The organism is Inquilinus sp. Marseille-Q2685 (assembly GCF_916619195.1).
GTDB lineage: Bacteria > Pseudomonadota > Alphaproteobacteria > DSM-16000 > Inquilinaceae > Inquilinus.
On record NZ_CAKAKL010000002.1, the window covers coordinates 1,350,782 to 1,375,287 of the forward strand.

Annotated in this window: 21 protein-coding genes; 10 read left to right on the forward strand and 11 right to left on the reverse strand. The window is 70.7% G+C overall.

Annotated elements, in window-relative coordinates; translation table 11 throughout:
• Positions 1-26 precede the first annotated feature (26 nt).
• A complete protein-coding gene (locus LG391_RS15515) occupies positions 27-1,139 on the reverse strand; it encodes a branched-chain amino acid ABC transporter substrate-binding protein (RefSeq protein WP_225768896.1) in 1,113 nt (370 codons plus the stop codon).
• 141 nt (positions 1,140-1,280) lie between these two features.
• Here LG391_RS15515 and LG391_RS15520 point away from each other — a divergent pair, with 141 nt between their 5' ends.
• The 3 genes from LG391_RS15520 (at position 1,281) to LG391_RS15530 (ending at position 4,141) form a co-directional block, all read left to right on the forward strand.
• A complete protein-coding gene (locus LG391_RS15520) occupies positions 1,281-2,177 on the forward strand; it encodes a LysR substrate-binding domain-containing protein (protein ID WP_225768897.1) in 897 nt (298 codons plus the stop codon).
• A 191-nt stretch (positions 2,178-2,368) separates the two neighbouring features.
• Positions 2,369-2,902 (forward strand): manganese efflux pump MntP family protein, encoded by a 534-nt coding sequence (locus LG391_RS15525; RefSeq protein WP_225769362.1) that lies wholly within the window; start codon positions 2,369-2,371, stop codon positions 2,900-2,902.
• A gap of 81 nt (positions 2,903-2,983) precedes the next feature.
• The gene (locus tag LG391_RS15530) at positions 2,984-4,141 is read left to right on the forward strand and encodes a hypothetical protein (protein ID WP_225768898.1); all 1,158 of its coding nucleotides are present in this window, start codon (positions 2,984-2,986) and stop codon (positions 4,139-4,141) included.
• A gap of 4 nt (positions 4,142-4,145) precedes the next feature.
• On the opposite strand, the gene LG391_RS15535 is transcribed toward LG391_RS15530, so the two are convergent.
• On the reverse strand, positions 4,146-7,640 hold the full coding sequence (locus tag LG391_RS15535; protein WP_225768899.1) for an indolepyruvate ferredoxin oxidoreductase family protein: 3,495 nt from the start codon (positions 7,638-7,640) through the stop codon (positions 4,146-4,148).
• A 288-nt stretch (positions 7,641-7,928) separates the two neighbouring features.
• On the opposite strand from LG391_RS15535, the gene LG391_RS15540 reads away from it, so the two are divergent.
• The gene (locus LG391_RS15540; protein ID WP_225768900.1) at positions 7,929-9,281 is read left to right on the forward strand and encodes an AarF/ABC1/UbiB kinase family protein; all 1,353 of its coding nucleotides are present in this window, start codon (positions 7,929-7,931) and stop codon (positions 9,279-9,281) included.
• A gap of 100 nt (positions 9,282-9,381) precedes the next feature.
• On the forward strand, positions 9,382-10,209 hold the full coding sequence (locus tag LG391_RS15545) for a universal stress protein (protein ID WP_225768901.1): 828 nt from the start codon (positions 9,382-9,384) through the stop codon (positions 10,207-10,209).
• A gap of 108 nt (positions 10,210-10,317) precedes the next feature.
• Here the strand turns inward: LG391_RS15545 and LG391_RS15550 are convergent, their stop codons facing one another.
• The 6 genes from LG391_RS15550 to LG391_RS15575 form a co-directional block, all read right to left on the reverse strand.
• Complete coding sequence (locus LG391_RS15550; protein WP_225768902.1) at positions 10,318-11,769, reverse strand: alkaline phosphatase family protein; 1,452 nt, start codon at positions 11,767-11,769, stop codon at positions 10,318-10,320.
• A gap of 103 nt (positions 11,770-11,872) precedes the next feature.
• Positions 11,873-13,090 (reverse strand): MFS transporter, encoded by a 1,218-nt coding sequence (locus tag LG391_RS15555; RefSeq protein WP_225768903.1) that lies wholly within the window; start codon positions 13,088-13,090, stop codon positions 11,873-11,875.
• Positions 13,091-13,123: 33 nt separating this feature from the next.
• Entirely contained in the window at positions 13,124-14,083 is a 960-nt protein-coding gene (locus LG391_RS15560) for an arginase family protein (RefSeq protein WP_225768904.1), read from the reverse strand.
• Positions 14,084-14,124: 41 nt separating this feature from the next.
• Positions 14,125-15,384 carry an NAD(P)/FAD-dependent oxidoreductase gene (locus tag LG391_RS15565; RefSeq protein ID WP_225768905.1) on the reverse strand — a complete coding sequence of 420 codons (1,260 nt, stop codon included), beginning with the start codon at positions 15,382-15,384 and terminating at the stop codon, positions 14,125-14,127.
• Positions 15,385-15,518: 134 nt separating this feature from the next.
• The gene (locus LG391_RS15570; RefSeq protein WP_225768906.1) at positions 15,519-16,430 is read right to left on the reverse strand and encodes a dihydrodipicolinate synthase family protein; all 912 of its coding nucleotides are present in this window, start codon (positions 16,428-16,430) and stop codon (positions 15,519-15,521) included.
• Positions 16,431-16,454: 24 nt separating this feature from the next.
• Positions 16,455-18,161, reverse strand: a complete 1,707-nt coding sequence (locus LG391_RS15575; RefSeq protein ID WP_225768907.1) for an IlvD/Edd family dehydratase — start codon at positions 18,159-18,161, stop codon at positions 16,455-16,457.
• Between the two features lie 159 nt (positions 18,162-18,320).
• Here LG391_RS15575 and ftsH point away from each other — a divergent pair, with 159 nt between their 5' ends.
• Positions 18,321-20,159: an ATP-dependent zinc metalloprotease FtsH gene (gene ftsH / locus LG391_RS15580; RefSeq protein WP_225769363.1), complete on the forward strand. Its 1,839-nt coding sequence runs from the start codon at positions 18,321-18,323 to the stop codon at positions 20,157-20,159.
• Between the two features lie 3 nt (positions 20,160-20,162).
• On the opposite strand, the gene LG391_RS15585 is transcribed toward ftsH, so the two are convergent.
• The gene (locus LG391_RS15585) at positions 20,163-21,122 is read right to left on the reverse strand and encodes a YafY family protein (protein ID WP_225768908.1); all 960 of its coding nucleotides are present in this window, start codon (positions 21,120-21,122) and stop codon (positions 20,163-20,165) included.
• 88 nt (positions 21,123-21,210) lie between these two features.
• Here LG391_RS15585 and LG391_RS15590 point away from each other — a divergent pair, with 88 nt between their 5' ends.
• The 4 genes from LG391_RS15590 to LG391_RS15605 all read left to right on the forward strand — a co-directional run bounded on the left by LG391_RS15590 (position 21,211) and on the right by LG391_RS15605 (position 23,054).
• Positions 21,211-21,744: a DUF1579 domain-containing protein gene (locus LG391_RS15590; protein ID WP_225768909.1), complete on the forward strand. Its 534-nt coding sequence runs from the start codon at positions 21,211-21,213 to the stop codon at positions 21,742-21,744.
• Between the two features lie 78 nt (positions 21,745-21,822).
• Positions 21,823-22,029: a hypothetical protein gene (locus LG391_RS15595; RefSeq protein ID WP_225768910.1), complete on the forward strand. Its 207-nt coding sequence runs from the start codon at positions 21,823-21,825 to the stop codon at positions 22,027-22,029.
• A 15-nt stretch (positions 22,030-22,044) separates the two neighbouring features.
• Entirely contained in the window at positions 22,045-22,539 is a 495-nt protein-coding gene (locus tag LG391_RS15600) for a GNAT family N-acetyltransferase (protein ID WP_225768911.1), read from the forward strand.
• Positions 22,536-23,054 carry a GNAT family N-acetyltransferase gene (locus LG391_RS15605; protein WP_225768912.1) on the forward strand — a complete coding sequence of 173 codons (519 nt, stop codon included), beginning with the start codon at positions 22,536-22,538 and terminating at the stop codon, positions 23,052-23,054. Before LG391_RS15600 ends, LG391_RS15605 begins: the two co-directional genes overlap by 4 nt.
• Here LG391_RS15605 and LG391_RS15610 read toward each other — a convergent pair.
• A complete protein-coding gene (locus LG391_RS15610; RefSeq protein ID WP_225768913.1) occupies positions 23,045-23,743 on the reverse strand; it encodes a glutathione S-transferase family protein in 699 nt (232 codons plus the stop codon). The genes LG391_RS15605 and LG391_RS15610 overlap by 10 nt on opposite strands.
• A gap of 3 nt (positions 23,744-23,746) precedes the next feature.
• The gene (locus LG391_RS15615; RefSeq protein WP_225769364.1) at positions 23,747-24,466 is read right to left on the reverse strand and encodes a glutathione S-transferase N-terminal domain-containing protein; all 720 of its coding nucleotides are present in this window, start codon (positions 24,464-24,466) and stop codon (positions 23,747-23,749) included.
• Positions 24,467-24,506 lie beyond the last annotated feature (40 nt).

The following is a 24,506-nucleotide window of genomic DNA, read 5'->3' on the forward strand; positions in this document are numbered from 1 at the left end:
TGTGCTCCGGTTTCGGGATGGGCCGGTCAGTCCAGCTCGGCATAGGTGCCGCCGCGCCAGGCGTACATGACGTAGGACGGGTCGACGACGTCGCCCTTGGCGTCGAAGCGGATCGGGCCGATCACGGTGTCGAACGGCTTGCCGCCGCGCAGCGCCTTGACGATCGCCTCCGGCTCGGCGCTGCCCGCGGCCTCCGCCGCCTGGGCCAGCACCTGGAAGGCGGCGTAGCTGTAGAGGGCGAAGCCGTCCGGGCTCTTGCCCTTCGCCTTCAGCGCCTCGACCACGGCCTTGCCGGCGGCGCTGCCGCGCGGGTCGGGCGGATGGGTCATCAGCGTGCCCTCGGCCGCGGTGCCGGCGATCGCCCAGAAATCGTCGGCCAGGATGCCGTCGCTGGCGACGAAGACGGCGGCCAGCCCCTGGTCGCGCGACTGGCGGATCAGGAGGCCGGCCTCGGTCTGGTAGCCGCCGTAATAGACCGCCTCGACCCCGGCGTCCTTGAGCTTGCTGACCACGGCGGAGAAGTCGCGCTCGCCCTGGTTGATGCTCTCGATCAGCACCTCCTTCAGGCCGGCGGCGTTCATCGCCTTGCGCGTCTCCCCGGCCACGCCGGTGCCGAAGGCGGAGCGGTCATGGACGATCGCGACCTTCTTGAAGTGGGCGGCCAGGTAGCGGCCGGACACCGCGCCCTGGGCGTCGTCGCGGCCGCAGACCCGGAAGACCTCCTGCCAGCCCTTGGCCGCCGCCTCGTCGGTCAGGGCCGGGTTGGTCGACGCCGGCGTCACCATCGGGATGCCGCTGTCGTGATAGACGGCCGCGGCCGGGATCGAGGAGGAGGAGCAGAAATGCCCGACCACCGCCGCCACCTCGCGGCCGGCGAGGTCGTTGGCGACGCTGACCGCCTGGCGCGGGTCGCACTGGTCGTCGCCCAGCTCCAGCACGACCTTGCGGCCGAGGATGCCGCCCCTGGCGTTGATGTCAGCGACCGCGAGCTCCGCGCCGCTGGCCATCTGCTCGCCGAACGACGCCTCCGGCCCGGTGAACGGCCCGGCCGCCCCCAGCCGCAGCTCCTCCGCCCGCGCCGCGGCCGAGCCCTCCGCCGCCAGCGCGGCGGCCGCCAGGACGGTGCTGGCGATCAGCATGCCTCGAATGGCGCAACCCATGACTTTCGCCCCTGTCGGATGGTCCGGACGTCTTGGCGCGCCCGGTGATGCATCCAACCCTATCGTGACACCTACTTGACACAAAGTGATCAAATCTCAGGAAATAGATGATCTGAATTCATGAAGGCGGATGCCATGCGCCTGCCCCTCGACCCGCTGCGCACCTTCGACCTGGCGGCGCGGCACGAGAGCTTCTCCCGCGCCGCCCGGGCCCTGCACCTGACCGACAGCGCCGTCAGCCACCAGATGCGCCGGCTGGAGGAGGCGGTGGGCTTCCCGCTGTTCGAGCGGCGCGGCCGCCGCGTCGTCCTGACCGGGGCCGGGCGGCTGTTCCATCGCACCGTGCATGACAGCCTGGAGACCGTCTCCGCCGCAGCGACCCTGCTGGCCGCCCGCGCCGGCGAGCTGGCCGGGCCGCTGGTGATCGGCGCGCCGCCGATGTTCGCGAGCAAGTGGCTGGCGCCGCGGTTGGCGGAGTTCGTGAGGGCCCATCCGACCGTCGCCTGCACCGTGCGGGTGCTGGACAACGACGCGGTGGCGACCGCCGGGGTCGATGTCGGCGTCACCTTCGGCGGCGGCCCCTGGCCGGGGCAGTGGTCGCGCATCCTGGCGGAGGTGGCGCTGTCCCCCGCCTGCAGCCCGCGCCTGTTCGGCGACCGCGGCGGCGTGATCCCCGACCCGTCGGCGCTGGGCGAGGTGCCGCTGCTGCACCAGGACGACGGCACCGAATGGCGCCGCTGGTTCGAGGCCGCCGGGGTGAAGGCGCCGCATGCCGCCCGGCAGATGCACTTCTCCGACATCAGCGTCGCCATCGATGTGGCGCTGCATGGCGGCGGCATGGTGCTGGTCAGCGACGTCCTGTCCTCCCAGCATGTCCGCGACGGCACGCTGGTCCGCCCCTTCCCGGTCCGCATCGCGGCGGAGGGGCAATGGTGGGTGCTGTGCGATCCGCGCCGGCTCGAGCTGCCGGCGGTGCGGATGGCCCTGGCCTGGCTGACGGCGCAGTTCGACGGCTGACGGGACGAGCCGCCGGGCACAGGGTTCAGCCCCGGCTTCACTTTCCAGCGAAGCCGAAATAACCATTCCAGAACAAAGACTTGCGCCGTTGACCCATCGAGTCCACGCGGCTATCCGGGGCGCCTCGACCGTCACCCGGATGCGCCCCCGTGCCCCTCGCCACCACCCTCGGCCTCGCCCTCAGCCTGTCGATGGACGCCTTCGCCGCAGCGATCGGCAAGGGCGCCTCCGCCCGCCGCATCCCGGTGCGCGCCCAGGCGGTGGAGGCGATGCGGGTCGGCGTCGTGCTGGGCGGGTTCGAGCTGGTCATGCCGCTGCTCGGCTGGGCGCTGGGCATCGCCTTCGCCGAGGCGGTGGCGGCGATCGACCACTGGGTCGCATTCGTCCTGCTCGGCCTGGTCGGCGGCCGCATGGCCTGGCACGGGATGATGCCGGAGCGGGCCCCGGCGCCGGACCGGCGGTCGAGCCTGGGTGCGCTGGCCATGGCCGGCATCGCCACCAGCCTGGACGCCACCGCGGTCGGGGTCAGCCTCGCCTTCGTCCGGATCGACATCTGGACGGCGAGCCTGACCATCGGCGCGGTCACCTTCGGCATGTGCCTCCTGGGCTTCCTGCTCGGCCGCGGCGCCGGGGCCCGGCTCGGCCGACTGGCCGAGGTGCTGGGCGGGTTCGGCCTGATCCTGGTCGGCGCCCGGATCCTGGTCGAGCACCTCGGCGGCGCCTGACCGCCGCCGGCGTACCGGAACGCCGCGGACTGTGATAAAATTCCCGACAGCGAGCGTGACGTTTCCGGCAGGCGGGGGGGCATGGACCGGGCGGACGCAATCCTCAAGGCCGTGCAGCGGATCTACGACGCCGCGGCGTCGCCGGATGCCTGGCCCGGCGCGGTCGAGGCGATCGCCGCCGTCGCCGACGGGCAGCGCGGATCGCTGCTGGTCGAGGACCAGCCGCAACGGCGGGCGGATCTGATGATCGGCTGGCGCTGGGACCCGGCCCATCTGCAGCGCATGTCGGCCCCGGGCGCCCCGCGGACGGCGCCATGGGCGGCCAGGCTGCCGCTCGGCCGGGCGGTGCGCAGCCTGGAGCTGAAGCCCGAGCGTGATTTCATCCGGTCGGATTTCTACAACCAGGTGGTCCGGCCCAACGGCGATTTCTACGGCATCGTGGCGCTGGTGCGGCAGACGCCGACCCACGGCAGCTACGTCGCCGTCCGCCGGGTCCTGGGCGCGCCGGATTTCACCGACCGCGACGTCGCGGCGCTGCAGGCGGTCCTGCCCCATCTCGCCCGCGTGCTGGAGCTCCGCCGGACGCTGGGCGCCGCCGACCTTCGCTTCGCCGATGCGATGGCCGTGCTCGACCGGATCGATCTCGGGCTGATCCTCTGCGATGCCGAGGGCCGGCCGGCCTATCTCAACCGGCGGGCCGGCGCGCTCGTCGCCCGCCCCGACGGGCTGTCGGCCGGGCCGTCCGGGATCGCCGCGGCGCTGCCGGAAGAGACCCGCCGGCTGCGGCGCGCCGTCGCCATGGCCGCGGCGGCCGGGACCGCGCCCCCCGGCCTCGATGCCGCGGCCCGCGCCGCCGCCGCCGGCACCCGGATGCGCGTGTCGCGCCCCTCCGGCGCCCGCCCGCTGCTCCTGACCGTGATCCCGATCCGCGAGGCGGGGGTCGGGGACCGCCGGCCGCAGCCGCGGGTGGCGATCTTCATCGTCGATCCGGACCGCACCGCGGCGCCCGCCTCCGCCCTGCTGCAGGAGCTGTTCGGGCTGACGGCGGCGGAGGCCGGCTTCGCCGTCGAGATCGCCCGCGGCGACGGCATCCGGGCCGCGGCCAGGCGCCGGTCGATCTCGGACAGCACCGCCCGGACCCATCTGGCCCATATCTTCGAGAAGACCGGCACCAGCCGGCAGGCGGAGCTGGTCCGGCTGCTGGTGCAATGCAGCGTGTCGGCACCGCCGCCCGACTGAGCCCTTATTCCGCCGCCAGCTTCGGCGCCGCCGGGGTGCGCAGGGTGGCCAGCAGCTCGGCCTCGCGCGCCTTGGCCTTGTCCCGGTTCTCGTCCTTGACGTGGCCGTAGCCGCGGATCTGTTCCGGCACCCGGGCGATGGCGACGCAGACGGCATGGGTGTCCGGCCCCAGCCGGGCCAGCAGCTCCTCCACCACCGCCTCGTAATCCGCGATCAGCTGCCGCTCGGCGCGGCGCTCGGCGGTGCGGCCGAACGGGTCGAAGGCGGTGCCGCGCAGCCGCTTCATCCGCGCCAGCAGCCTGAACGCCTTCAGCATCCAGGGCCCGAAGGCGCGCTTCTTCAGATGGCCGGTGTCCGGGTCCTTCTCGGCGAAGGCCGGCGGCGCCAGGTGGAACTGCAGCTTGTAGTCGCCCTCGAACTGCGCCTCGATCTGCTTCAGGAAGCTGCCGTCGGTGTAGAGCCGGGCGACCTCGTATTCGTCCTTGTAGGCCAGGAGCTTGTAGTAGTTGCGGGCCACCGCCTCGGTCAGCTCCTCCCGGCCCAGCTTCGCCTCGGCCGCCCGCACCTTCCCGACCAGCGCGGCATAGCGCGCTGCGTAGGCGGCGTCCTGGTAGGCGGTCAGCTGCTCGACCCGGCGGGCGATCACCTCGTCCAGGCTGCGCGACAGCCGGTGCCCTTCCTCCTGCGGCGGCGCGGCCAGCCGCTCGACCCGGGCGAGGTCGTGGGCGGCGCGGCGGCCCCACAGGAAGGCGGCCTTGTTCATGGCGACCGCCGTGCCGTTCAGCTCGATCGCGCGCTCCAGCGCCTCGTGCGACACCGGCACCAGCCCCTTCTGCCAGGCGTAGCCGAGCATGAACAGGTTGGTGGCGATGCTGTCGCCCAAGAGCGCGGTGGCGAGGCGGGTGGCGTCGACCGCGTCCAGCAGCTTCGGGTCGCCGCCGTTCTTCGCCAGGGTCTCGAGCATCGACGTGCCGGGAACGACGAAATCGGGGTTGCGGGTGAAGGCGCCGGTGATGGTCTCGTGGCTGTTCACCACCTGCCGGGTCAGGCCGGGATGGATCTTCGACTGCGCCTCGCCCGAGGCCGCGACGACCAGGTCGCAGCCCAGCATCAGCCGGGCGCCGCCGGCGGCGATGCGCACGGCGTGGATGTCTTCCGGCTTGCGGGCGATGCGGACATGGCTGACCACGGCGCCGCCCTTCTGGGCCAGGCCGGCCTGGTCGAGCACCGACACGCCCTTGCCCTCGAGATGCGAGGCCATGCCCAGGAGGGCACCGATGGTGATCACGCCGGTGCCGCCGATGCCGGTGATCCTGATGCCGTAAGGCTGCTCCAGCGACGGCAGCTCGGGCTCCGGCAGCGTCGGGAACAGGTCTGCCTGGCCCTCCGCGGCCGGCTTCGGCTTGCGCAGCTTGCCGCCCAGGACAGAGACGAAGGACGGGCAGAAACCGTTGACGCAGGAATAGTCCTTGTTGCAGCTGGACTGGTCGATCGCGCGCTTGCGGCCGAACTCGGTCTCGACCGGCACCACCGACAGGCAGTTCGAGACCTTCGAGCAGTCGCCGCAGCCCTCGCACACCGCCTCGTTGATGAACACCCGGCGGGCCGGATCCTCCATCGTGCCGCGCTTGCGGCGGCGGCGCTTCTCCGCGGCGCAGGTCTGGTCGTAGATCATCACCGAGACGCCGGGCGTCTCGCGCAGCTGCTGCTGGATGTGGTCGAGCCGGTCGCGGTGCTCGACCCCGACGCCGGCCGGCAGCAGCTTGCTCTGCGTTCCCGGCTCGCCGTAGATCTCCGGCCGGTCGGTGACCACGACCATGGTCTGGACGCCCTCGGCCCGCAGCTGGGCCGCGATCATCGGCACGGTGATGGTGCCGTCCACCGGCTGGCCACCGGTCATCGCCACAGCGTCGTTGTAGAGGATCTTGTAGGTGACGTTGACGCCGGCCGCGAGCGCCGCGCGGATGGCCAGGCTGCCGGAATGGAAATAGGTGCCGTCGCCGAGATTGACGAAGACATGCCTGGTCTCGGTGAACGGCGCCTGGCCGATCCAGGCGACGCCTTCGCCGCCCATCTGGCTGAAGGTCTCGGCATGCCGGTCCGGCATCCAGGTTGCCATGTAGTGGCAGCCGATGCCGGCTAGCGCCCGGCTGCCCTCCGGCACCCGGGTCGAGGTGTTGTGCGGGCAGCCGGAGCAGAAATAGGGCACCCGGTCGACCGCCGCCTTGACGATCTTCTTCTGGCCTTCGCGCTCCTCCAGGTAGCGGACCCGCTCGGCCAGGCCGGGATGGTCCAGATACTTCAGAAGGCGCCGGCCGATCGCGACCGCGATCTGCGCCGGCGTCAGCTCGCCGGTCGAGGGCAGGATCCAGTCGCGCTTCTCGTCGAACTTGCCGACGATCACCGGCCGCTTGTCGGCATGCCAGTTGTACAGCTGCTCCTTCAGCTGGTTCTCGATCAGCGCCCGCTTCTCCTCGACCACGATCAGCTCGTCGAGGCCTTCGGCGAAGGCGCGCACGCCGGTCGGCTCCAGCGGCCAGGGCATGCCGACCTTGTAGATGCAGATGCCGAGCTGGGCCGCGAGCTCCCGGTCGATGCCGAGGTCATCCAGAGCCTGGCGGACGTCGAGATAAGACTTGCCGGTGGTGACGATGCCGAAGCGGTGCCGGCCGCTGTCATAGACCAGGTGGTCGAGCCTGTTGGCGCGGGCGAAGGCGAGCGCGGCGTACAGCTTGTCGCGCATCAGCCGCTCCTCCTGCACCAGCGGCGGGTCGGGCCAGCGGATGTTCAGCCCGCCGGGCGGCATCACGAAATCCTCCGGCAGCACGATCCTGACCCGGTTCGGGTCGACGAAGACCGAGGCCGAGCTGTCGACATTCTCGGCGATGGTCTTGAAGCCGACCCATAGGCCGGAATAGCGGCTCATCGCCCAGCCGAAGAGGCCGTAGTCCAGGATCTCCTGGACGTTCGTCGGGTTCAGCACCGGCATCATATGGGCGATGAAGGCGTGCTCGGACTGGTGCGGCACGGTCGAGGATTTGCAGGCGTGGTCGTCGCCGGCCATGACCAGCACGCCGCCATGCTTCGAGGTGCCGGCGAAATTGGCGTGCTTGAACACGTCGCCGGTGCGGTCGACGCCGGGGCCCTTGCCGTACCAGATGCCGAACACGCCGTCGTATTTCGCGCCGGGCCACAGCCCGACCTGCTGGCTGCCCCAGACCGCGGTGGCGCCCAGATCCTCGTTCAGCCCGGGCTTGAACTCGATGTTCTGCTTCTGCAGGAACTTGCGCGCCGCCCACAGCGCCTGGTCGTAGCCGCCGAGCGGTGAGCCGCGGTAGCCGGAGATGAAGCAGGCGGTGTTCAGCCCGGCCGCTTCGTCGCGCCGGCGCTGCATCAGCGGCAGGCGGACCAGCGCCTGGATGCCGGTGAGATAGATGCGGCCGGAGTCGAGGGTGTATTTGTCCTCGAGGCTCACGGAAGCAAGCGCCGTTGCCGTCATCGATGCCTCCCGAAAGGCCGCCGGTCTGTCGCCGCGGCCACCTCCAAATAGGTAATCTTCTTTCGCCGCGGGGACAATCGCACCGGGAGCTTCCCGGAAAGAAAGCAACGCGGAACCGACAGTATTGCTGTCCTTGATCCAAGATTTCCGACTTTGCCGGAAACGCGACGGAAACGAACCCGACTCAGGCCCGAGGACCGGCTGCGACACCGCCGGGGGTGACGGAAGGCGGATCTGCCCCTAGATAGGTCGGGCGGCCGGGCCCGGCCGCGCTGCCCCGGTTGGATCATGGCCGACGAAGAGAACAGTTTCGGCGGACGCCTGCGCCGCTACGCCCGAGTCTCCGGCGCCATGGGCGGGCTCGCCGCCCGGGTGGCGGGCGAGCGCTATCTCGGCCTCAAGGTCGACCGCGAGGCGCATGCCAACGAGCTGCGGGCGGCGCTGGGCGGGCTGAAAGGCCCGCTGATGAAGGTGGCGCAGATGCTGGCCACCATCCCCGAGGCGGTGCCGAAGGAATACGCGCAGGAGCTGCAGCAGCTGCAGGCCAACGCCCCGTCGATGGGCTGGCCCTTCGTCAAGCGCCGGATGGCGAGCGAGCTGGGCCAGGCCTGGCAGTCGAAGTTCCAGAGCTTCGAGCACGAGGCGGCGGCGGCGGCCTCGCTGGGCCAGGTGCACCGGGCGGTCGGGCTGGACGGACGGCGCCTCGCCTGCAAGCTGCAGTATCCGGACATGCAGTCGGCGGTCGAGGCCGACCTGAAGCAGCTGAAGCTGATCCTCGGCATCTTCGAGCGCTACGACAAGACGGTCTCGACCAAGCAGATCCACGCCGAGATCTCGGAGCGGCTGCGCGAGGAGCTGGACTACGCGCTCGAGGCCCGGCACTCCCAGCTCTACGCCGAGATGCTGGCGAAGGAGCCGAACGTGCATGTGCCCGAGGTGGTGCCGGAGCTGTCGACCAAGCGGCTCCTGACCACCACCTGGCAGGACGGCGAGAAGATCCTGACCTTCGTCCAGGGCAGCGAGGAGCAGCGGGCGCAGCTGGCGCTGAACATGTTCCGGGCCTGGTACGTGCCGCTGTACTACTACGGCGTGATCCACGGCGACCCGCATCTCGGCAACTACACGGTGCGGCCGGACGATTCGATCAACCTGCTGGATTTCGGCTGCATCCGGGTGTTCCCGCCCAGCTTCGTCGGCGCGGTGATCGAGCTGTACCGGGCGCTCGAGACCAACGACCGCGACCGGGCGGTCGAGGCCTACAGGACCTGGGGCTTCAAGACCATCACCAAGGAGCTGGCCGACGTGCTGAACGTCTGGGCCAGCTTCCTGTACGGGCCGATCCTGGAGAACAAGGTTCGGCTGATCGGCGAGGCCAAGGGCGGCGTCTACGGCCGCGAGACCGCCGAGCAGGTGCACAAGGAGCTGCGCCGGGTCGGCGGGGTCGAGGTGCCGCGCGAATTCGTGTTCATGGACCGCGCGGCGCTCGGCCTCGGATCGGTCTTCATCCACCTCAAGGCCCGGGTGAACTGGCACAACCTGTTCAACGAGCTGATCGCCGATTTCGACCAGGCCACCCTGGCGAAGCGGCAGGCCGCGATCCTGAAGAAGCACAAGCTGTCGTTGCCGGTAGCGGACGCCTGACCCGTACAAGCGGGACGCAGCCATGCGGGGCACCGAAACGCTGGATCGGCGGTTCCCTTGGGAGGACAATGCCCATGGACTTGAAAGCCCCGGAGGCTGCATGACCATCCAGCACCTGCTCGTCCCCCTCAGCGGCCATGCCGGCGACCGCGCCGCGCTCGACGCGGCGCTGCGCGTCGCCAGGCGCTTCGACGCCTCGGTCGAGGTGCTGTCGCTCCGCCCCGATCCGCAGCGGGTCCTGGCCTATACCGGGGCCGAGATGGCGGTCGCCACCAGCATGCTGCTGGAAGGGGCGGAGAAGGCCTCGAACGAGGTCGCCGCCCGCAACCGCGCCGTGTTCGACGCCGCCGCGGCCGAGGCCGGCGCTGGGCCGGAGGTGGAGTACCGCGAGGAGACCGGCGGCGAGACCGCTGTGATCGGCCACCGCGGCACCGTCGCCGACCTGATCGTGACGCCCGGCCCGGGCCAGGACCCGAATGCCAGCCGGGCGGTGCTGGAGGCGGCGCTGTTCGAGACCGGCCGGGCGGTGCTGATCGTGCCGGGACCGGTGGCGGAGGATTTCGCCGAGCGCATCCTGGTCGCCTGGGATGGCGGCAAGGAGGCGTCGCGCAGCGTCGCCGCCGCCCTGCCCTTCCTGGAAGGCGCGACAGCGGTCAGCGTCTACACCCGGGACGAGGGCGAGGACCGCTGCACCGCGGCCGAGCTGGTGCGCTATCTCAGCCGCCACGGCGCGCCGTCGAACCGGATCGCCGAGGACGACCCGAAGCAGTCGGTCGACGCCGCCATCCTGGCCGCGGCCCAGCGCGCCAATGCCGGGCTGATCGTCATGGGCGGCTACAGCCACAGCCGGTTCCGCGAGATGATCCTGGGCGGCGTCACCGAGCACATGCTGTTCCACGCCGACCGCCCGGTGCTGATGGCGCACTAAGCGGACGGCGCTCGACAGGTCGGGTTTCGCTGCCGCGAATTTGGCCGCATGGACCACGGCGGAATGTGAGCTTCGCCGCGGGCGAACCCGGCCCGTTGGGCTGCTGCGTCAGAACCGGATGCTCGGCTTGCCCTCGAAGCGACCGCCCGCGTCGATCCCGTAGTGGCTGAGCACGCTGGGCGCGAAGTCGATCGTCGATATCTGCGTTCTCGCCGCGCCTGGCGAGATGGGCTTGGCCTCGCCGGGCTGATGGATGAACAGGGTGCCCCCGCGCACATGCTGCGCCGTGCAATTCACATTGTCTTCATGCGCCATCATGCCGAAGCCGATGTCTTCAAAGGGGATCTTTCGGTTGCCATAAAACGCAAAATTATCCCCTTTGTAGTTGTCGACCGAAACATAGAAGTGAATGTAGTCGTCCTTGATGTCGAAGCAAAGCGGCTTGTCAGGCCTGGGAGAGTACACCATGCGATGATCAGCAACCCGGATATTTTCCAATCTTGATTGGATTTCGTCGCGTGACGGATGGTTCCCCTGCATCCGGATCGAAACGCAGGGCACCATCGCAGGGGCGCTCGCCCAATGGGCACGGTCAACCCCCAGGGCCTCCATCAGCTTTTCGACGCTCACGATGGTCAGAAACTCATCCGTCCGGCCGAAGCGGATGGCTGCCTGACCAAGACTTGACGCCATCACGATCCCGTATTCAGGGTTGCGTTCCACGAACTTCATGAACTTCCTGATAATTCCTTCCAACTTTGCCATCGCGAAGGAGATTTCGCCTTTGTATTTCTCGATCCAGTCGACATCGACCTTTTCACGATAATCCTCCGGGAACTGCGCCGCCCAATAGCGGTGCATCGCCGCGGCGACATGGTTGGTATAGAAGGTCGCAAAATCCGGTTTGGTCCGTTCCAGATTGTCCAGAAACAGGTCGGCCATGATCACGGGCTGGAAGGATCGTCGCCGGATCCGCTTGTAGGGCTTGAAGCGCTCCTCAACGAGGAAACCGAGAATCTGCCCTGCGGTGTTCATGGACAGCTTCGGCGCCACCTTGCCCAGAAATCCGCCCAACACCGAGGCCGGGCCAAGGCTCATCGAAACATTGCGCGCGGAATTGCGGGTCATCACCAGGTTGAAGCGCTGAAACGCCTCGAGCTCGGGCGGCCATGCCGCTGCATCGGCAGCAAAATAATCCGGCAGATAGAAGGCGTAGTCCTGCATGCGCGTCGGGATCGCCGAGCTGTGCAGGGAACCGAAGACACCGACGCTGCGGTTGGCCAGACGCAGCCATTCCCAGATCGGTGGATAATCCTTCTCGACCTCGGGGGCGATCGGTTGGCCCAGATGCAGAATCCCATGGTTCCGGTCCGTCGTGCCGCGATGCATCGTCGGCCAGCTGATCCAGGGATCGAGCTGCTGCTCGTCCTCGCATATCGTCTCGTATTGAATGCATTCGGAGAGAAATCGGGCGAGAAAGCCGCCGGGGTTTTGTTCGACATAGCGGTCGAACACTCGGAACGGGATCTCGTTCGCCTCGATGAGAATGATCTTTTTCATAGGCCCCCGCCTTCCAACAGCGATCCTATTACGGCTGCATCGGAAGCTGAAGCGGCCTCGATGGTGAAGCTCGCCCTGCCCGGACACAGGGCTTGCCGCGCGCCTACTGACCTGCGGCGATGGTGCGGCGGGGCAGCAGGAGCACGGCGCCGGCCAGGCCGATCACGGTGAAGCCGGCGCCGGCCAGGAAGGTGGCGCCGGAGCCGATCCACGTCCACAGCCCGCCCGCCAGCGCGCTGGCCAGGAGCAACGCCAGCCCGCCGGCCAGGTTGAACAGGCCGAAGCCGGTGCCGCGCCGGTCGGCGGGCACGGTCTCGGCCACCAGCGCCGCCAGCAGCCCCTGGGTCATGCCCATATGCAGCCCCCACAGCGCGGTGCCGGCGATCACCGCCCACAGCCCGCCTTCAAACGCGAGCACCAGGTCGGCCGCCACCAGCACGCCGAAGCCGAGGACCAGCAGCCGCTTCGGGTCGCGGCGGTCGGCCAGCACCCCGGCCGGATAGGCGGACAGGCCGTAGGCGAGGTTCATCACCACCAGCACCAGCGGCACCAGCGCCGCGGCCAGCCCGGCCTCCTGCGCCCGCAGCACCAGGAAGGCCTCGCTGAACCGGGCCAGGGTCAGCACCGCCGCGACCGCCACCACGCGCCAATAGGCGCCGCCCAGCCGGCGCAGCTCGTCGCGCCGGATCGGCGACCGCGCCGCCTTGGCCGGCCGGACCGCGTCCGGCTCGTGCACGCCGCCGATGAGGATCGCGACCGAGACCATCGCCGGGATCACTGCCAGCCAGAACACCAGCTGGATGTCGCCGCCGCTGGCCAGCATCAGCCCGATCGCCAGGAGCGGCCCGGCGAAGGCGCCGACGGTGTCGAGCGACTGGCGCAGCCCGTAGGCGGCGCCGCGGATCGCCGGCGGCGTCAGGTCGGCGACCAGCGCGTCGCGCGGCGCGCCGCGGATGCCCTTGCCGACCCGGTCGACGAAGCGCGCCGCCAGCACCAGCCCGGCGCTGCCGGCCAGCGGGAACAGCGGCTTGGACAGGGCGCCGAGGCCGTAACCGATCACGGCCAAGAGCTTGCGCTGGCCGAACCAGTCGCTGAGCACGCCGGAGAACACCTTGACGATCGAGGCGGTGGCCTCGGCCACGCCCTCGATCAGCCCGATCACCGCGGCGCTGGCGCCGACGGTGGTGAGGAGGAAGACCGGCAGCAGGGCGTGGATCATCTCCGACGAGACGTCCATGAACAGGCTGACGAACCCCAGCATCCACACGCCGCGCGGAATCGCAACGCGGACGCCCGAGCTGGCAGGAGTTTCGGCGGCCATCGGATGCTCCGGTCGCGACAATCGGCGACGGCTCTAGGGCCGGCGGCGGGCGCCTGTCAACGGCGCCAGCCCATCGGCCAGCATCCCCACCAGGCCGCGGGCATACGTCCCGTCCGGGTCGAGGTCCGGGTCGTAGATGGTGATGTCGAGGCCGATGCAGCGCTGCGAGGCCAGGAAGCCGCGCAGCAGCGCCGCCAGCCCGTCGTAATCCAGCCCCGGGCTGCCGGGCGAATCCACCGCCGGCATCACCGCCTGGTCGAGGATGTCGACGTCGAGATGCAGCCAGAACGGGATCTCCGGCGTCCGGTCCAGCACCGCGAAGCTGCGGCGCAGCGCCTGCTCAGGCCCGAGCTCCAGCAGCTCGAAGATGTCGATCCGGGTGATCGCGGTGTCGTTGATGTCCTCCCAGCCCCAATCGGGGTCCCGCCCCTCGCGCTCGCCGATCTGGATCGCCCGCTCCGCCGGCACCAGCGGGTCCGGTGCGCCGTCCCAGCGCAGCATCAGCGGGTCGCCCAGGCCGATCGCCAGCGCCAGGTCCATGCCGGCGGCCGAATGCAGCGGGAAGTCCTCATAGTTTCCGGGGTGGCGGAAGTCGCTGTGGCCGTCGAGATGGACCAGCGCCAGCTCCGCATGCCGCCGGGCGCCGGCGAGGCAGCCGATCAGGATCGAGCAGTCGCCGCCGACCACCACCGGGACCAGCCGGTCGCGCAGCGCCGCGTCGACCGCGTCGGCGACCTCTTCGTTGAAGCGGCGGATCGCCGGGCCGTTGCGCAGCACGGTGCCGGGCTGCGGTTCGGTGCTGTAGCGCGGCCGGTCCAGATCGACCGTGCGCGCCGGCGCCAGCCGCGCCTGCAGCCCGGCCTCGGTCAGCACCGCCGGCGCCCGCCAGGTGCCAGGCTCATGACCCGGCCGCAGCGGCCGGAGGCCGAGATTCGACGGCGCCCGGATCAGGGCGGTGCCGGCGATACCCTCGGCCAGGATTGCATGTCCCATGGTCGCTCCCCCTCTGATCTGGTTGACCAGGGCCGCTGCTCTTACTCCTCCCGCCCCCTTCCGGTGATCAGCCGGGCGCTGCGCTGGCCGGTGGTGTAGATCCACAGCCAGCTCAGCGCCACGGTCAGGCGGTTGCGCAGTCCGATCAGGAAGTAGATGTGGGCGAAGCCCCAGATCCACCAGGCCAGCCAGCCGCGCAGCTTGATCCAGCCGAAATCGATCACCGCCGCGCGCTTGCCGATGGTCGCCAGGCTGCCGGCGTGCTTGTAGCGGAACGGCCGCGGCTCCGCCCGGCCCTCCAGCCGGGCCCGGATGGTGTCGGCGACGTGCTTGCCCTGCTGCTTGGCGGCCGGGGCGATGCCGGGCAGCGGCTGGCCGTTCCAGGCGTCGAGCCGGGCGGTGTCGCCGACCACGAAGATCTCGGGGTGTCCCGGCAGGGTCAGGTCCGGCGCGACCATGACCCGGCCGGCGCGGTCGGCCTCCGCCCCCAGCCAGATCGCGGCCGGCGAGGCCTGCACGCCGGCGGCCCAGATCACCGTCTTGGCCGGGATCCGCTCCGCTCCCAGCGCCACGCCCTCGGCGTCGCAGGCTGTCACGGCCTGGCCGGTGCGGATCTCGGCGCCCAGGCGCTCCAGCGCCGTCTTCGCGTAGTCTGACAGATCCTCCGGGAAGGCCGCCAGCACACGCGGCCCGGCCTCGACCAGCAGGATGCGCGCCTCCTTCGGGTCCAGGGCCCGGAAGTCCCGGGCCATGGTGTGGTGCGCCAGCTCGGCGATGGTGCCGGCGATCTCCACCCCGGTCGGGCCGGCGCCGACGATGACGAAGGTCAGCAACGCCTTCCGCACCGCCGGGTCGGTCTCAGTCTCCGCCCGCTCGAACGCCATCAGGATGCGGCGGCGGATGGCGGTGGCGTCGTCGATGTCCTTCAGGCCGGGGGCGAAGGGCTCCCAGTCGTCATGGCCGAAATAGGCGTGCCGGGCGCCGGTCGCGACCAGGAGGGTGTCGTAGGGCACCCGCTCGTCGCCCAACTGCACCTGCCGCCCGGCCATGTCGACGCCCGTGACCTCGCCCAGGATGGTCCGCACCTCCGGCCGCCGCGCCACCAAGTGGCGGATCGGCCAGGCAATCTCCGACGGCGCCAGCGACGCGGTGGCGACCTGGTACAGCAGCGGCTGGAACAGGTGATGGTTGCGGCGGTCGATCAGGGTGATGTCGACCGGCGCGCCCTTGAGCCGGAGCACCGCTTCCAGCCCGCCGAAGCCGGCGCCGATGATGACCACGCGGTGACGCGCTTCGGCCATGGATGATCCCCTCGCCTGAGACTGTCCCCTCACCGATATTGCGGTGCGGCAGGCCAGGGCAAGAGCGTCGCTTTGCCGCCCGGCCGGTTCGACGCCGGAGAGAGGGACGGTAGGAGGACGGAGATTGCCCCGCCTCAGCGCCCGAACAGCGTCGGATACTCGGTCTTGGCCAGCGCCTCGCGCAGGGTCCGGCGCTCGGCCTCGGTCAGCGGCCGCAGCGGCGGGTGCGGCCGGCGCCACGTGGCGTCGCCATGGATCTCGGCCACCGTGTCCTTCACCGCCGCCACCAGGGTGACGGTGCTGAGCGCCGCCCGCACGGCCCCGGCGGCGGCCACCGCGGCCTCGGCCTCCGGCGTGCCGGCCTGGTGCCAGGCGATCCGCGCCAGGGGACCGGTGACGTTGGTGGTGGCCGAGATGCAGCCGGCGAAACCGCGCGCCTTCGCCAGGCCCAGCGTCGCCTCGGAGCTGGGGAACACGGCAATGCCCGGCACCCGCTTGGCCAGATCGGTCGAATAGGCGATGTCGCCCGAGGAATCCTTCAGCCCCAGCAGCGGGCCCGGATGCCGTTCGGCCAGCCGCGCCACCACCTCGATCGGCCAGGGCACGCCGGTGTTCTGCGGGATGTGATAGAGGTAGAGGCCCAGCCCCTCGGCCCCCACCCGCTCGATCACCGCGTCGACATAGGCCACGAGGCTCTCATCGTCGATGCCCTTGTAGTAGAAGGGCGGCAGCAGCAGCGCCCCGGCGAAGCCCAACGCCTTGGCCTCCGCCGTCAGCCGCACCGCATCCGCCAGCGCCGAGGCGCCGGTGCCGACCATGAAACGCTGCATCGGCAGGCCGGATTCGGCCACCGCCCGCATCGCCGCCAGACGCTGTTCGACCGAGAAGGAGGTCGCCTCGCCGGTGGTGCCGAGCAGGTTGACCCCGTCGCAGCCGCCGTCGCCGAGCAGCCAGCGGCAATGCGCGACCAGTTTCGCATGGTCGATGGAGAGGTCGTCGCGCAGCGGCGTGGCGGCGGCGGCGATGACGCCGGACAGTCTCGGCATAGTGATGATCCTCTGTCGGTCCGATCAGCCGGCCTTCCGGCCCGGCACCAGGAAGTCGAAATCGCAGCCCTCGTCGGCCTGCAGCACGCTGTCGTGGAACAGCCGGGCATAGCCGCGGTCCGGCGCCGGCTTCGGGGGCGGCGCCTCGGCGGCGCGGCGGGCCAGCTCGGCGTCGTCGACCAGCAGGTCGAGCCGCCGGCCGGCAGTGTCGAGCCGGATGCGGTCGCCGGTGCGGACCAGGGCCAGCGGCCCGCCGGCCGCCGATTCCGGCGCGATGTGCAGCACGATGGTGCCGAAGGCGGTGCCGCTCATCCGCGCGTCGGACAGGCGGACCATGTCCTTCACCCCCTGCTGCGCCAGCTTGCGCGGGATCGGCAGGTAGCCGGCCTCCGGCATGCCCGGCGCGCCCTTCGGCCCTGCGCTGCGCAGCACCAGCACGTCGTCGGCCGCGACGTCGAGATCGGGGTCGTCGATCCGCGCCGCCATGTCCTCGACCGACTCGAACACCACCGCCCGGCCGGTGTGCTGCAGCAGCGCCGGCGTCGCCGCCGACTGCTTGATCACCGCCCCGCGGGGGCACAGGTTGCCCTGCAGCACCGCCATGGCGCCCTGGGCCTTCAGCGGATTCGAGCGCGGCCGGATCACCTCCGCGTCGCGCCATTCGCCCGGCGGGGGCAGCGTGTCGGCCAGGATGCCGCCGGCCACGGTCGGCACGGTCAGGTCCAGGAGGTCCTGCAGCTCCGCCAGCAGATGCGGCACGCCGCCGGCGTGGTGGAAATGCTCCATGTAATGCGCACCGGAGGGCTTGAGGTCGATCAGCACCGGCGTCTCGCGCCCGATGCGGTCGAACTCGGCATAGTCGATCGGCTGGCCGACGCGGCCGGCGATGGCGGCCAGGTGCACCAGCCCGTTGGTCGCCCCGCCGACCGCCTGCAGCGCCACCATGGCGTTGCGGAAGGCGCCGGGCACCAGGATCTCGGACGGCTTCGGCCCGCCGGACACCGCCATGCGCGCCGCCGCCTGGCCCGTGGCCTCGGCGCAGCGGATGCGGTCGGCATTGGTGGCCGGGATCGCCGCCGCGCCGGGCAGCGACAGGCCCAGCGTCTCGGCCAGGATCGCCATGGTGCTGGCGGTGCCCATCACCATGCAGGTGCCGACCGACGGCGCCAGCCGGCCGTTCACCGCCTCGATCTCCTGGTCGTCGATCTCGCCAGCGCGCCAACGGCCCCAAAGGCGCCGGCAGTCGGTGCAGGCGCCCAGCACCTCGCCCTTGTGGTGGCCGACCACCATCGGGCCGGTGGGCAGCACGATCGCCGGCAGGTCGGCGCTGGCCGCGGCCATGATCTGGGCTGGCACGGTCTTGTCGCAGCCGCCGATCAGCACCACCGCATCCATCGGCTGGGCGCGGATCATCTCCTCCGTGTCCATCGCCATCAGGTTGCGCAGGAACATGCTGGTCGGATGGGCGAAGGATTCGTGGATCGAGATGGTCGGGAACGCCATCGGCATGCCGCCGGCCAGCATCACCCCGCGCTTCACCGCCTCGACCAGTTGCGGCACGTTGCCGTGGCAGGGGTTGAAGTCGCTGCCGGTGTCGACGATGCCGATGATCGGCCGGTCCAGCGCGTCGTCGGAATAGCCCATGGCCTTGATGAAGGCCTTGCGCAGGAACAGCGAGAACCCGGCGTCGCCGTAGCTGGTCAGCCCCTTCCGCAGGCCGCGCTTGTCCATGGGAAACCTTCCGGGATGACGGTCGCGGCCGCTGCGCCGCGTGACTGTCGCACCGTAGGCCGCGGCCTTCGATTGTTCAACGATCCCCCGATGGACCGTTCGGGGTCTCGGGAGTGTTTTAGAGGCGTGAGCCCGAGCGAGACGCCGCAGATGCCGCAGATGAACAACAAGGCCCGGTTCCACGTCTGGTACTGGATCGCCGCCTTCTTCGGCATCCTGCTGCTGCAGTATCTGATCACCACCGCGCAGCAGGTGGCGCCGATCCCCTACAGTGAGTTCGAACAGTATCTGCGCGACGGCAAGATCGCCGAGGTCGCCGTCTCCGACCGCTACATCCAGGGCACGCTGAAGCAGCCGCTGGAAAGCGGCCAGACCCAGTTCCTGACCACGCGGGTGGATCCGGCTTTCGCCGAGGATCTGCAGCGCTACGGCGTGCGCTTCACGGGCCAGGTCGAAAGCACCTTCTTCCGCGACCTCCTGTCCTGGGTCCTGCCGGTGCTGCTGTTCTTCGGCCTGTGGGGCTTCCTGCTGCGCCGCATGGGCGGCGGCATCGGCGGCGGGCTGATGCAGATCGGACGCAGCAAGGCCAAGATCTATGTCGAGGCCGACACCGGGGTTCATTTCGACGACGTCGCCGGGGTGGACGAAGCGAAGGCCGAGCTGCAGGAGATCGTCTCCTTCCTCAAGGATCCGAAGGCCTATGGCCGGCTCGGCGGGCGCATGCCCAAGGGCGTGCTGCTGGTCGGCCCGCCGGGCACCGGCAAGACGCTGCTGGCCAAGGCCGTGGCCGGCGAGGCCAAGGTGCCGTTCTTCTCGATCTCCGGCTCGGAATTCGTCGAGATGTTCGTCGGCGTCGGCGCCGCCCGGGTGCGCGACCTGTTCGAGCAGGCGAGAGCCAAGGCTCCCGCGATCATCTTCATCGACGAGCTCGACGCGCTGGGCCGCGCCCGCGGCATCGGCCCCTTCGGCGGCGGTCATGACGAGAAGGAGCAGACGCTGAACCAGCTGCTGGTCGAGCTCGACGGCTTCGATTCATCGACCGGCCTGGTGCTGCTGGCCGCGACCAACCGGCCGGAGATCCTGGATCCGGCCCTGCTGCGCGCCGGCCGTTTCGACCGGCAGGTGCTGGTCGACCGGCCCGACAAGCCCGGCCGCATCCAGATCCTGAAGGTGCATCTGCGCAAGGCCAGGCTGGGGCCGGACGTGGACCCGGAGAAGATCGCCGCCCTGACCCCCGGCTTCACCGGCGCCGACCTCGCCAACCTGGTCAACGAGGCGACGCTTCTCGCGACCCGGCGCGGCGCCGACGCCGTGACGATGGAGGACTTCAACAACGCGGTGGAGCGCATCATCGCCGGCCTCGAGAAGCGCAACCGGCTGCTGAACCCGCGCGAGCGCGAGATCGTCGCCTTCCACGAAATGGGCCATGCCCTGGTCGCCATGGCCCTGCCCGGCACCGACCCGGTGCACAAGGTCTCGATCATCCCGCGCGGGGTCGGCGCCCTCGGCTACACCATCCAGCGCCCGACCGAGGACCGCTTCCTGATGACCCAGGCGGAGCTCGAGACCAAGATGGCGGTGCTGCTGGGGGGTCGGGCCGCCGAATGGATCGTGTTCCATCACCTCTCGACCGGCGCCGCCGACGACCTGGCCAAGGTCACCGACATCGCCCGCGCCATGGTCACGCGTTACGGCATGTCGAAGGCGCTGGGCCATGTCGCGCTGGAGAAGGACCAGCGCTCGTTCCTCAGCCCCAACCCACTCGCGGGCGGGCCACGGGAGCGCGACTTCTCCGACGAGACCGCGGCGGAGATCGACGCCGAGGTGCGGCGGATCGTCGATGCCGCCTTCGACCGCACGGTCCGGATATTGACCGAACGCCGCACCCTGCTCGACCGCACGGCGAAGCGCCTCCTGGAAAAGGAGACCCTCGACGCCGCCGAGCTAGCCGCCCTGACCGGCGCCGAGGCGACGGCGAAGACCGGGACGGAGGACTGAGAGCTAGTCCCGGTACAGCGCCGCCACCCGCCGCGCCCCCTCGGCCAGGGCCCGGCGCAGTTCGGGCGGGTCCAGCACCTCGACCAGATCGGTGAAGCCCAGCAGCAGCCGGGCGGCATGGCCGACGCCCTCGATCGGCACGGTCGCCCGCCGCCATCCTTCGGCGTCCGGCTCCGCCTGCCGCACCGCCTCGGCCGCGTCGGCGCCCAGCCGGTCGAGCAGCGGCAGCGCCTCGGGCGAGACGCGCAGCACGGCCTCGGCCCGGCGCAGCTCGCGGGCGAAGCGCTGCAGCGACTCCCGCCACTGCGCCGCCAGCTCGAATCCGGCGGGATAGTCGAAGCCGTCCGGCAGCACGTCGAGGTCCAGCACCTTGGCGACCTTGTAGGTGCGGATGTCGGCTCCCGTTCGCGCCATCAGGTACCAGGCGCCGGCCTTGAGCACGAGGCCGAGCGGATCGATCGTGCGCCGCACCGTGGCCGACCAGCTCTCGTAGCGGATCACCAGGCGCCGCTGGCCCCAGACCGCCCGGGCGATCGCCGGCAGGTGCAGGGGCGGCTCGGCCCGGCGGTACCAGTCGACCGGGTCGAGGTGGAAGCGGTCGCCGACCCGGGCCGCGCCCTCCCCCGCCGCCGGGGGCACCGCCGCCAGCAGCTTCAGCCGCGCCGCCGCCAGCGGCTCGGCCAGGCCGAGATCCGCCGCCGGCCCGGGAAGACCCGCCAGCAGCAGGGTCTCGGCCTCGCCAGCGGTCATGCCGGTCAGCCGGGTGCGGTAGCCGTCCAAGAGCGCGAAGCCGCCGCCCGGGCCGCGATCGGCATAGACCGGCACGCCGGCGGCCGACAGCTCGTCGATGTCGCGATAGACGGTCCGGACCGAGACCTCGAACTCCGCCGCCAGCGCCTGGGCGGTTAGGCGGCCGCGGGACTGCAGCAGCAGCAGGATCGACAGCAGGCGGTTGGCGCGCATGGCCCGAGCATAGCCGAAATCCTGACATTCGGTGTCAGCCGGACGCCTGCATCCTCCGCCGCATCGCCACTGCATCACGGAGAGACCGATGCCCGCTTTGTTCGCCAAGCCCGCCCCCGGCACCGACCCCAGCGTCCCCGATTCGCCGAATGACGGCCGCGACGATTTCGGCCCGCTGTTCGGCCGCTGGTCGGTGTCGCACCGAAGGCTGCGCCGCCGCCTCGTCGGCGACACGCTGTGGGACGAGTTCGCCGGCCATTCCGAGATGCGGCCGCTGATCGGCGGCCTGGGCACGATCGACGACAACATCCTGGAGCTGCCGTCCGGCCCCTATCGCGCCGCCACGCTGCGCCTGTTCGACGCGGCGACGAAGCTGTGGTCGATCTGGTGGTTCGACGGCCGCAGCCTGCACATGGACGAGGCGCCGCTGCGCGGCCGGTTCGAGGACGGTGTCGGCACCTTCTTCGCCGACGATGTCTGGGAGGGCACGCCGATCCGGGTGCGCTTCATCTGGTCGGAGATCACCGGCCATTCGGCGCGCTGGGAGCAGGCCTTCTCGACCGATGGCGGCGAGAGCTGGGAGACCAACTGGATCATGCGCTTCGAGCGCACCGGCGACTGACCGGCGCCGAATCTCCTGGGCAGCGGCCCCGCGATGGTCCAGAACCGGAGATATCCGGCGGCACGGGGAAGGATCGGGATGGACGAGACCAGGATCGATCGGGAGGCCATGGGGCGCCTGGCCAAGGCGGTGGCCTTCATCTGCGGGCCGGAGCACGCGACCGCCCTGGCCCTGAAGGCCGCGGCGGAGAGCGGCACGGAGCGCGACATCAAGGCGGCCCGGGCCCTGTTCCTGAAGCTGAAGCCTGGCGACCGCAAGGCCGCCCTGACCATGCTGGACACCTGAGCCGGGCGCCACGGCATGATCAGAGACCAGCGACCCGAAGACGACGCGACGGTGCGGCAACTGGTCGAGGACGCGTTCCGCGGCCGCCCCTACGCCGACGGCAGCGAACCCGCCATCGTCGAGGCGCTGCGGGCCGCCGGGGCGCTGAGCGTGGCGCTGGTGGCGGAGGAGGACGGCGAGATCCTCGGCCAGGTCGCCTTCTCGCCCGTCGCCATCAACGGCTCGATCCGGGATTGGTACGGGCTCGGCCCCGTGGCTGTCCGGCCCGACCGGCAGGGACAGGGGATCGGCCAGGCCCTGATCCGAGCCGGCCTCGACCGGATCCGAGCGCTCGGGGCCCAGGGCTGCGTCCTGGCCGGCGCGCCCGGCTATTACGGCCGCTTCGGCTTCGCCGCCGACCCGCGGCTGCAGTCGCCGGGCATCCCGGCCCAGTACTTCCTGGCGCTGCCCTTCGGCGGGGAAGTGCCGGACGGGACGGTGACGTTCCACGCGGCGTTCGGCGTCGCATGACCGTTCTCCACACGCCCCGCCTGCGGCTGGAGCCCTATGCGGAGAAGCATTTCGGGGGATTGCTCGCGCTGAACTCCGATCCGGTGGTGATGCGCCATGTCGGCGGCACGACCGACACGGCGGAGGACGTCCGCGCCGGCATCGCCCGGGTGCAGGCGCGCTGGGCGGCCCAGGGCTTCTCCTGGTGGGCGTTCCTGCCGGCCGGGTCGGACGAGGTGATCGGCGCCGGCTGCGTCCAGCACATCGAGAACGACCCGGCCCAGCCGCTGGAGATCGGCTGGCGGCTGCGGCCGGATCATTGGGGCCGGGGCCTGGCGACCGAGGCGGCGCGGGCGATGGCCGAATTCGCCTTCACCGCGCTGCGGGCGCCCTGCCTCTACGGCGTGGCCGATCCCGGCAACGCCGCCTCGATCCGGGTGATGCAGCGGCTCGGCATGCGCAGCATCGGCCTGGAGCGGCATTACGGCATCGACTGCGCGGTCTGGCGGCTGGATGCGCCCGACCGTCAGCCCTGAACGCAGGGCGCCGCCCGGGCCATGCCGCCGAAGGCGTCGAGCAGCCGGTCGCGCCAGGCGAAGACCGGGTCGTCCGGCTGCAGCAGCTCAGCCGGGCTGGTGCAGCGCGCCCACATGAACATGCCGAAGACGCAGTAATCGGCATAGGCCGGCTGCGCCCCGGAGAGGAACGGATCCTGCGCCAGAGCCCGGCGCAGCGGGGTCAGCGCCTGCTTCAGGGCCGCCATATGGGCCGGCCGGTCGGCGACGACCTCCTCCAGCCTCTGGCCGAAGCGCTGCTCACGTGAGCCGCGGAAATAGTCGAGGTCCCCCTCGTCCAGGCAGCCGAAGATGTCGACCAGGATGACCCGCGCGATCCCCGGGCTCAGCACGGTATCGGCCCAGTGGTTGACGAAGCGTGCCAGTGGCACGGAAGCGGCGCCGCCGAACAGCGACGGCCGGTCGGGGAAGCGCTCCTCGAGATGCAGCGCGATGCGCCAGGAGTCGGAGACGGTCTCGCCGTCATGCACCAGCACCGGCACCAGCCCCTGGCCGGAGAAGGCGATCGCCTGCTTCTCCGAGAACCGCCACGGCACCCGCTCCGCCTCCAGCCCCTTATGGGCCAGGGCCATGCGGGTCTTCCAGCAATGCGGGCTGAAGCGCAGCGCGGCATCGGCGCCGGCCAGTTCGTAGAGGGTGAGGGCCGCCACGGGTCAGGCCCTGCCCTGCATGGTCGCGGCCGCGACCGTTGCAGCCGACTGGCCGAACAGGTGGCGCTTCGAGTCCTCGGTCACCGTCGGCACGGTGTTGATCTGCGCCGCGATCTCGTAGGCGCGGACCACCGAGGGCCGGGCCGCCATGGCGGCGAACCAGCGGGCGACGTTCGGGAAATCCTCAAGCCGCTGCTGCTGCCGCTGGTGGGGCACGATCCAGGGATAGATGGCGATATCGGCGATCGAGAACTCGTCGGCGACGAAGTCCCGGCCGGCGAGCTGGCGATCCAGCACGCTGTAGAGCCGCCCGGTCTCCTTGACGTAGCGCTCGGTCGCGTAGGGGATGCGCTCCGGCGCGTAAATCGAGAAGTGGTGGTTCTGCCCGGCCATCGGCCCGAGGCCGCCCATCTGCCAGTACAGCCATTGCAGCGCCCCGAAGCGCTCGCGCGCGCTCCTGGGCAGCAGCTTGCCGGACTTGTCGGCGAGGTATTCGAGGATGGCGCCGGATTCGAAGATCGAGATCGGCGCGCCGCCCTCCGCCGGGTCGTGGTCGACGATGGCGGGGATGCGGTTGTTCGGGGCGATCGCCAGGAAGTCAGGCCTGAACTGCTCGCCCTGCGAGATGTTCACCGGGACGATCCGGTAGGGCAGCCCCAGCTCCTCCAGCGCGATCGTGATCTTGTGGCCGTTCGGCGTGGTCCAGTAATGCAGGTCGATCATCATCCGGTCCTCGGGATCTGGCCGTCGCGGGGTCGATCGG

Bases quoted from the DNA above. Each gene is read 5' to 3' on its own strand.
- LG391_RS15550 (WP_225768902.1), bottom strand. From the start codon at position 11,769: ATGAAAAAGATCATTCTCATCGAGGCGAACGAGATCCCGTTCCGAGTG.
- LG391_RS15555 (WP_225768903.1), bottom strand. From the start codon at position 13,090: ATGGCCGCCGAAACTCCTGCCAGCTCGGGCGTCCGCGTTGCGATTCCG.
- LG391_RS15565 (WP_225768905.1), bottom strand. From the start codon at position 15,384: ATGGCCGAAGCGCGTCACCGCGTGGTCATCATCGGCGCCGGCTTCGGC.
- LG391_RS15520 (WP_225768897.1), top strand. From the start codon at position 1,281: ATGAAGGCGGATGCCATGCGCCTGCCCCTCGACCCGCTGCGCACCTTC.
- LG391_RS15590 (WP_225768909.1), top strand. From the start codon at position 21,211: ATGCCCGCTTTGTTCGCCAAGCCCGCCCCCGGCACCGACCCCAGCGTC.
- LG391_RS15570 (WP_225768906.1), bottom strand. From the start codon at position 16,430: ATGCCGAGACTGTCCGGCGTCATCGCCGCCGCCGCCACGCCGCTGCGC.
- LG391_RS15515 (WP_225768896.1), bottom strand. From the start codon at position 1,139: ATGCTGATCGCCAGCACCGTCCTGGCGGCCGCCGCGCTGGCGGCGGAG.
- LG391_RS15525 (WP_225769362.1), top strand. From the start codon at position 2,369: ATGGACGCCTTCGCCGCAGCGATCGGCAAGGGCGCCTCCGCCCGCCGC.
- LG391_RS15530 (WP_225768898.1), top strand. From the start codon at position 2,984: ATGGACCGGGCGGACGCAATCCTCAAGGCCGTGCAGCGGATCTACGAC.
- ftsH (WP_225769363.1), top strand. From the start codon at position 18,321: ATGAACAACAAGGCCCGGTTCCACGTCTGGTACTGGATCGCCGCCTTC.
- LG391_RS15535 (WP_225768899.1), bottom strand. From the start codon at position 7,640: ATGACGGCAACGGCGCTTGCTTCCGTGAGCCTCGAGGACAAATACACC.
- LG391_RS15615 (WP_225769364.1), bottom strand. From the start codon at position 24,466: ATGATCGACCTGCATTACTGGACCACGCCGAACGGCCACAAGATCACG.
- LG391_RS15600 (WP_225768911.1), top strand. From the start codon at position 22,045: ATGATCAGAGACCAGCGACCCGAAGACGACGCGACGGTGCGGCAACTG.
- LG391_RS15595 (WP_225768910.1), top strand. From the start codon at position 21,823: ATGGACGAGACCAGGATCGATCGGGAGGCCATGGGGCGCCTGGCCAAG.
- LG391_RS15575 (WP_225768907.1), bottom strand. From the start codon at position 18,161: ATGGACAAGCGCGGCCTGCGGAAGGGGCTGACCAGCTACGGCGACGCC.
- LG391_RS15605 (WP_225768912.1), top strand. From the start codon at position 22,536: ATGACCGTTCTCCACACGCCCCGCCTGCGGCTGGAGCCCTATGCGGAG.
- LG391_RS15545 (WP_225768901.1), top strand. From the start codon at position 9,382: ATGACCATCCAGCACCTGCTCGTCCCCCTCAGCGGCCATGCCGGCGAC.
- LG391_RS15560 (WP_225768904.1), bottom strand. From the start codon at position 14,083: ATGGGACATGCAATCCTGGCCGAGGGTATCGCCGGCACCGCCCTGATC.
- LG391_RS15585 (WP_225768908.1), bottom strand. From the start codon at position 21,122: ATGCGCGCCAACCGCCTGCTGTCGATCCTGCTGCTGCTGCAGTCCCGC.
- LG391_RS15540 (WP_225768900.1), top strand. From the start codon at position 7,929: ATGGCCGACGAAGAGAACAGTTTCGGCGGACGCCTGCGCCGCTACGCC.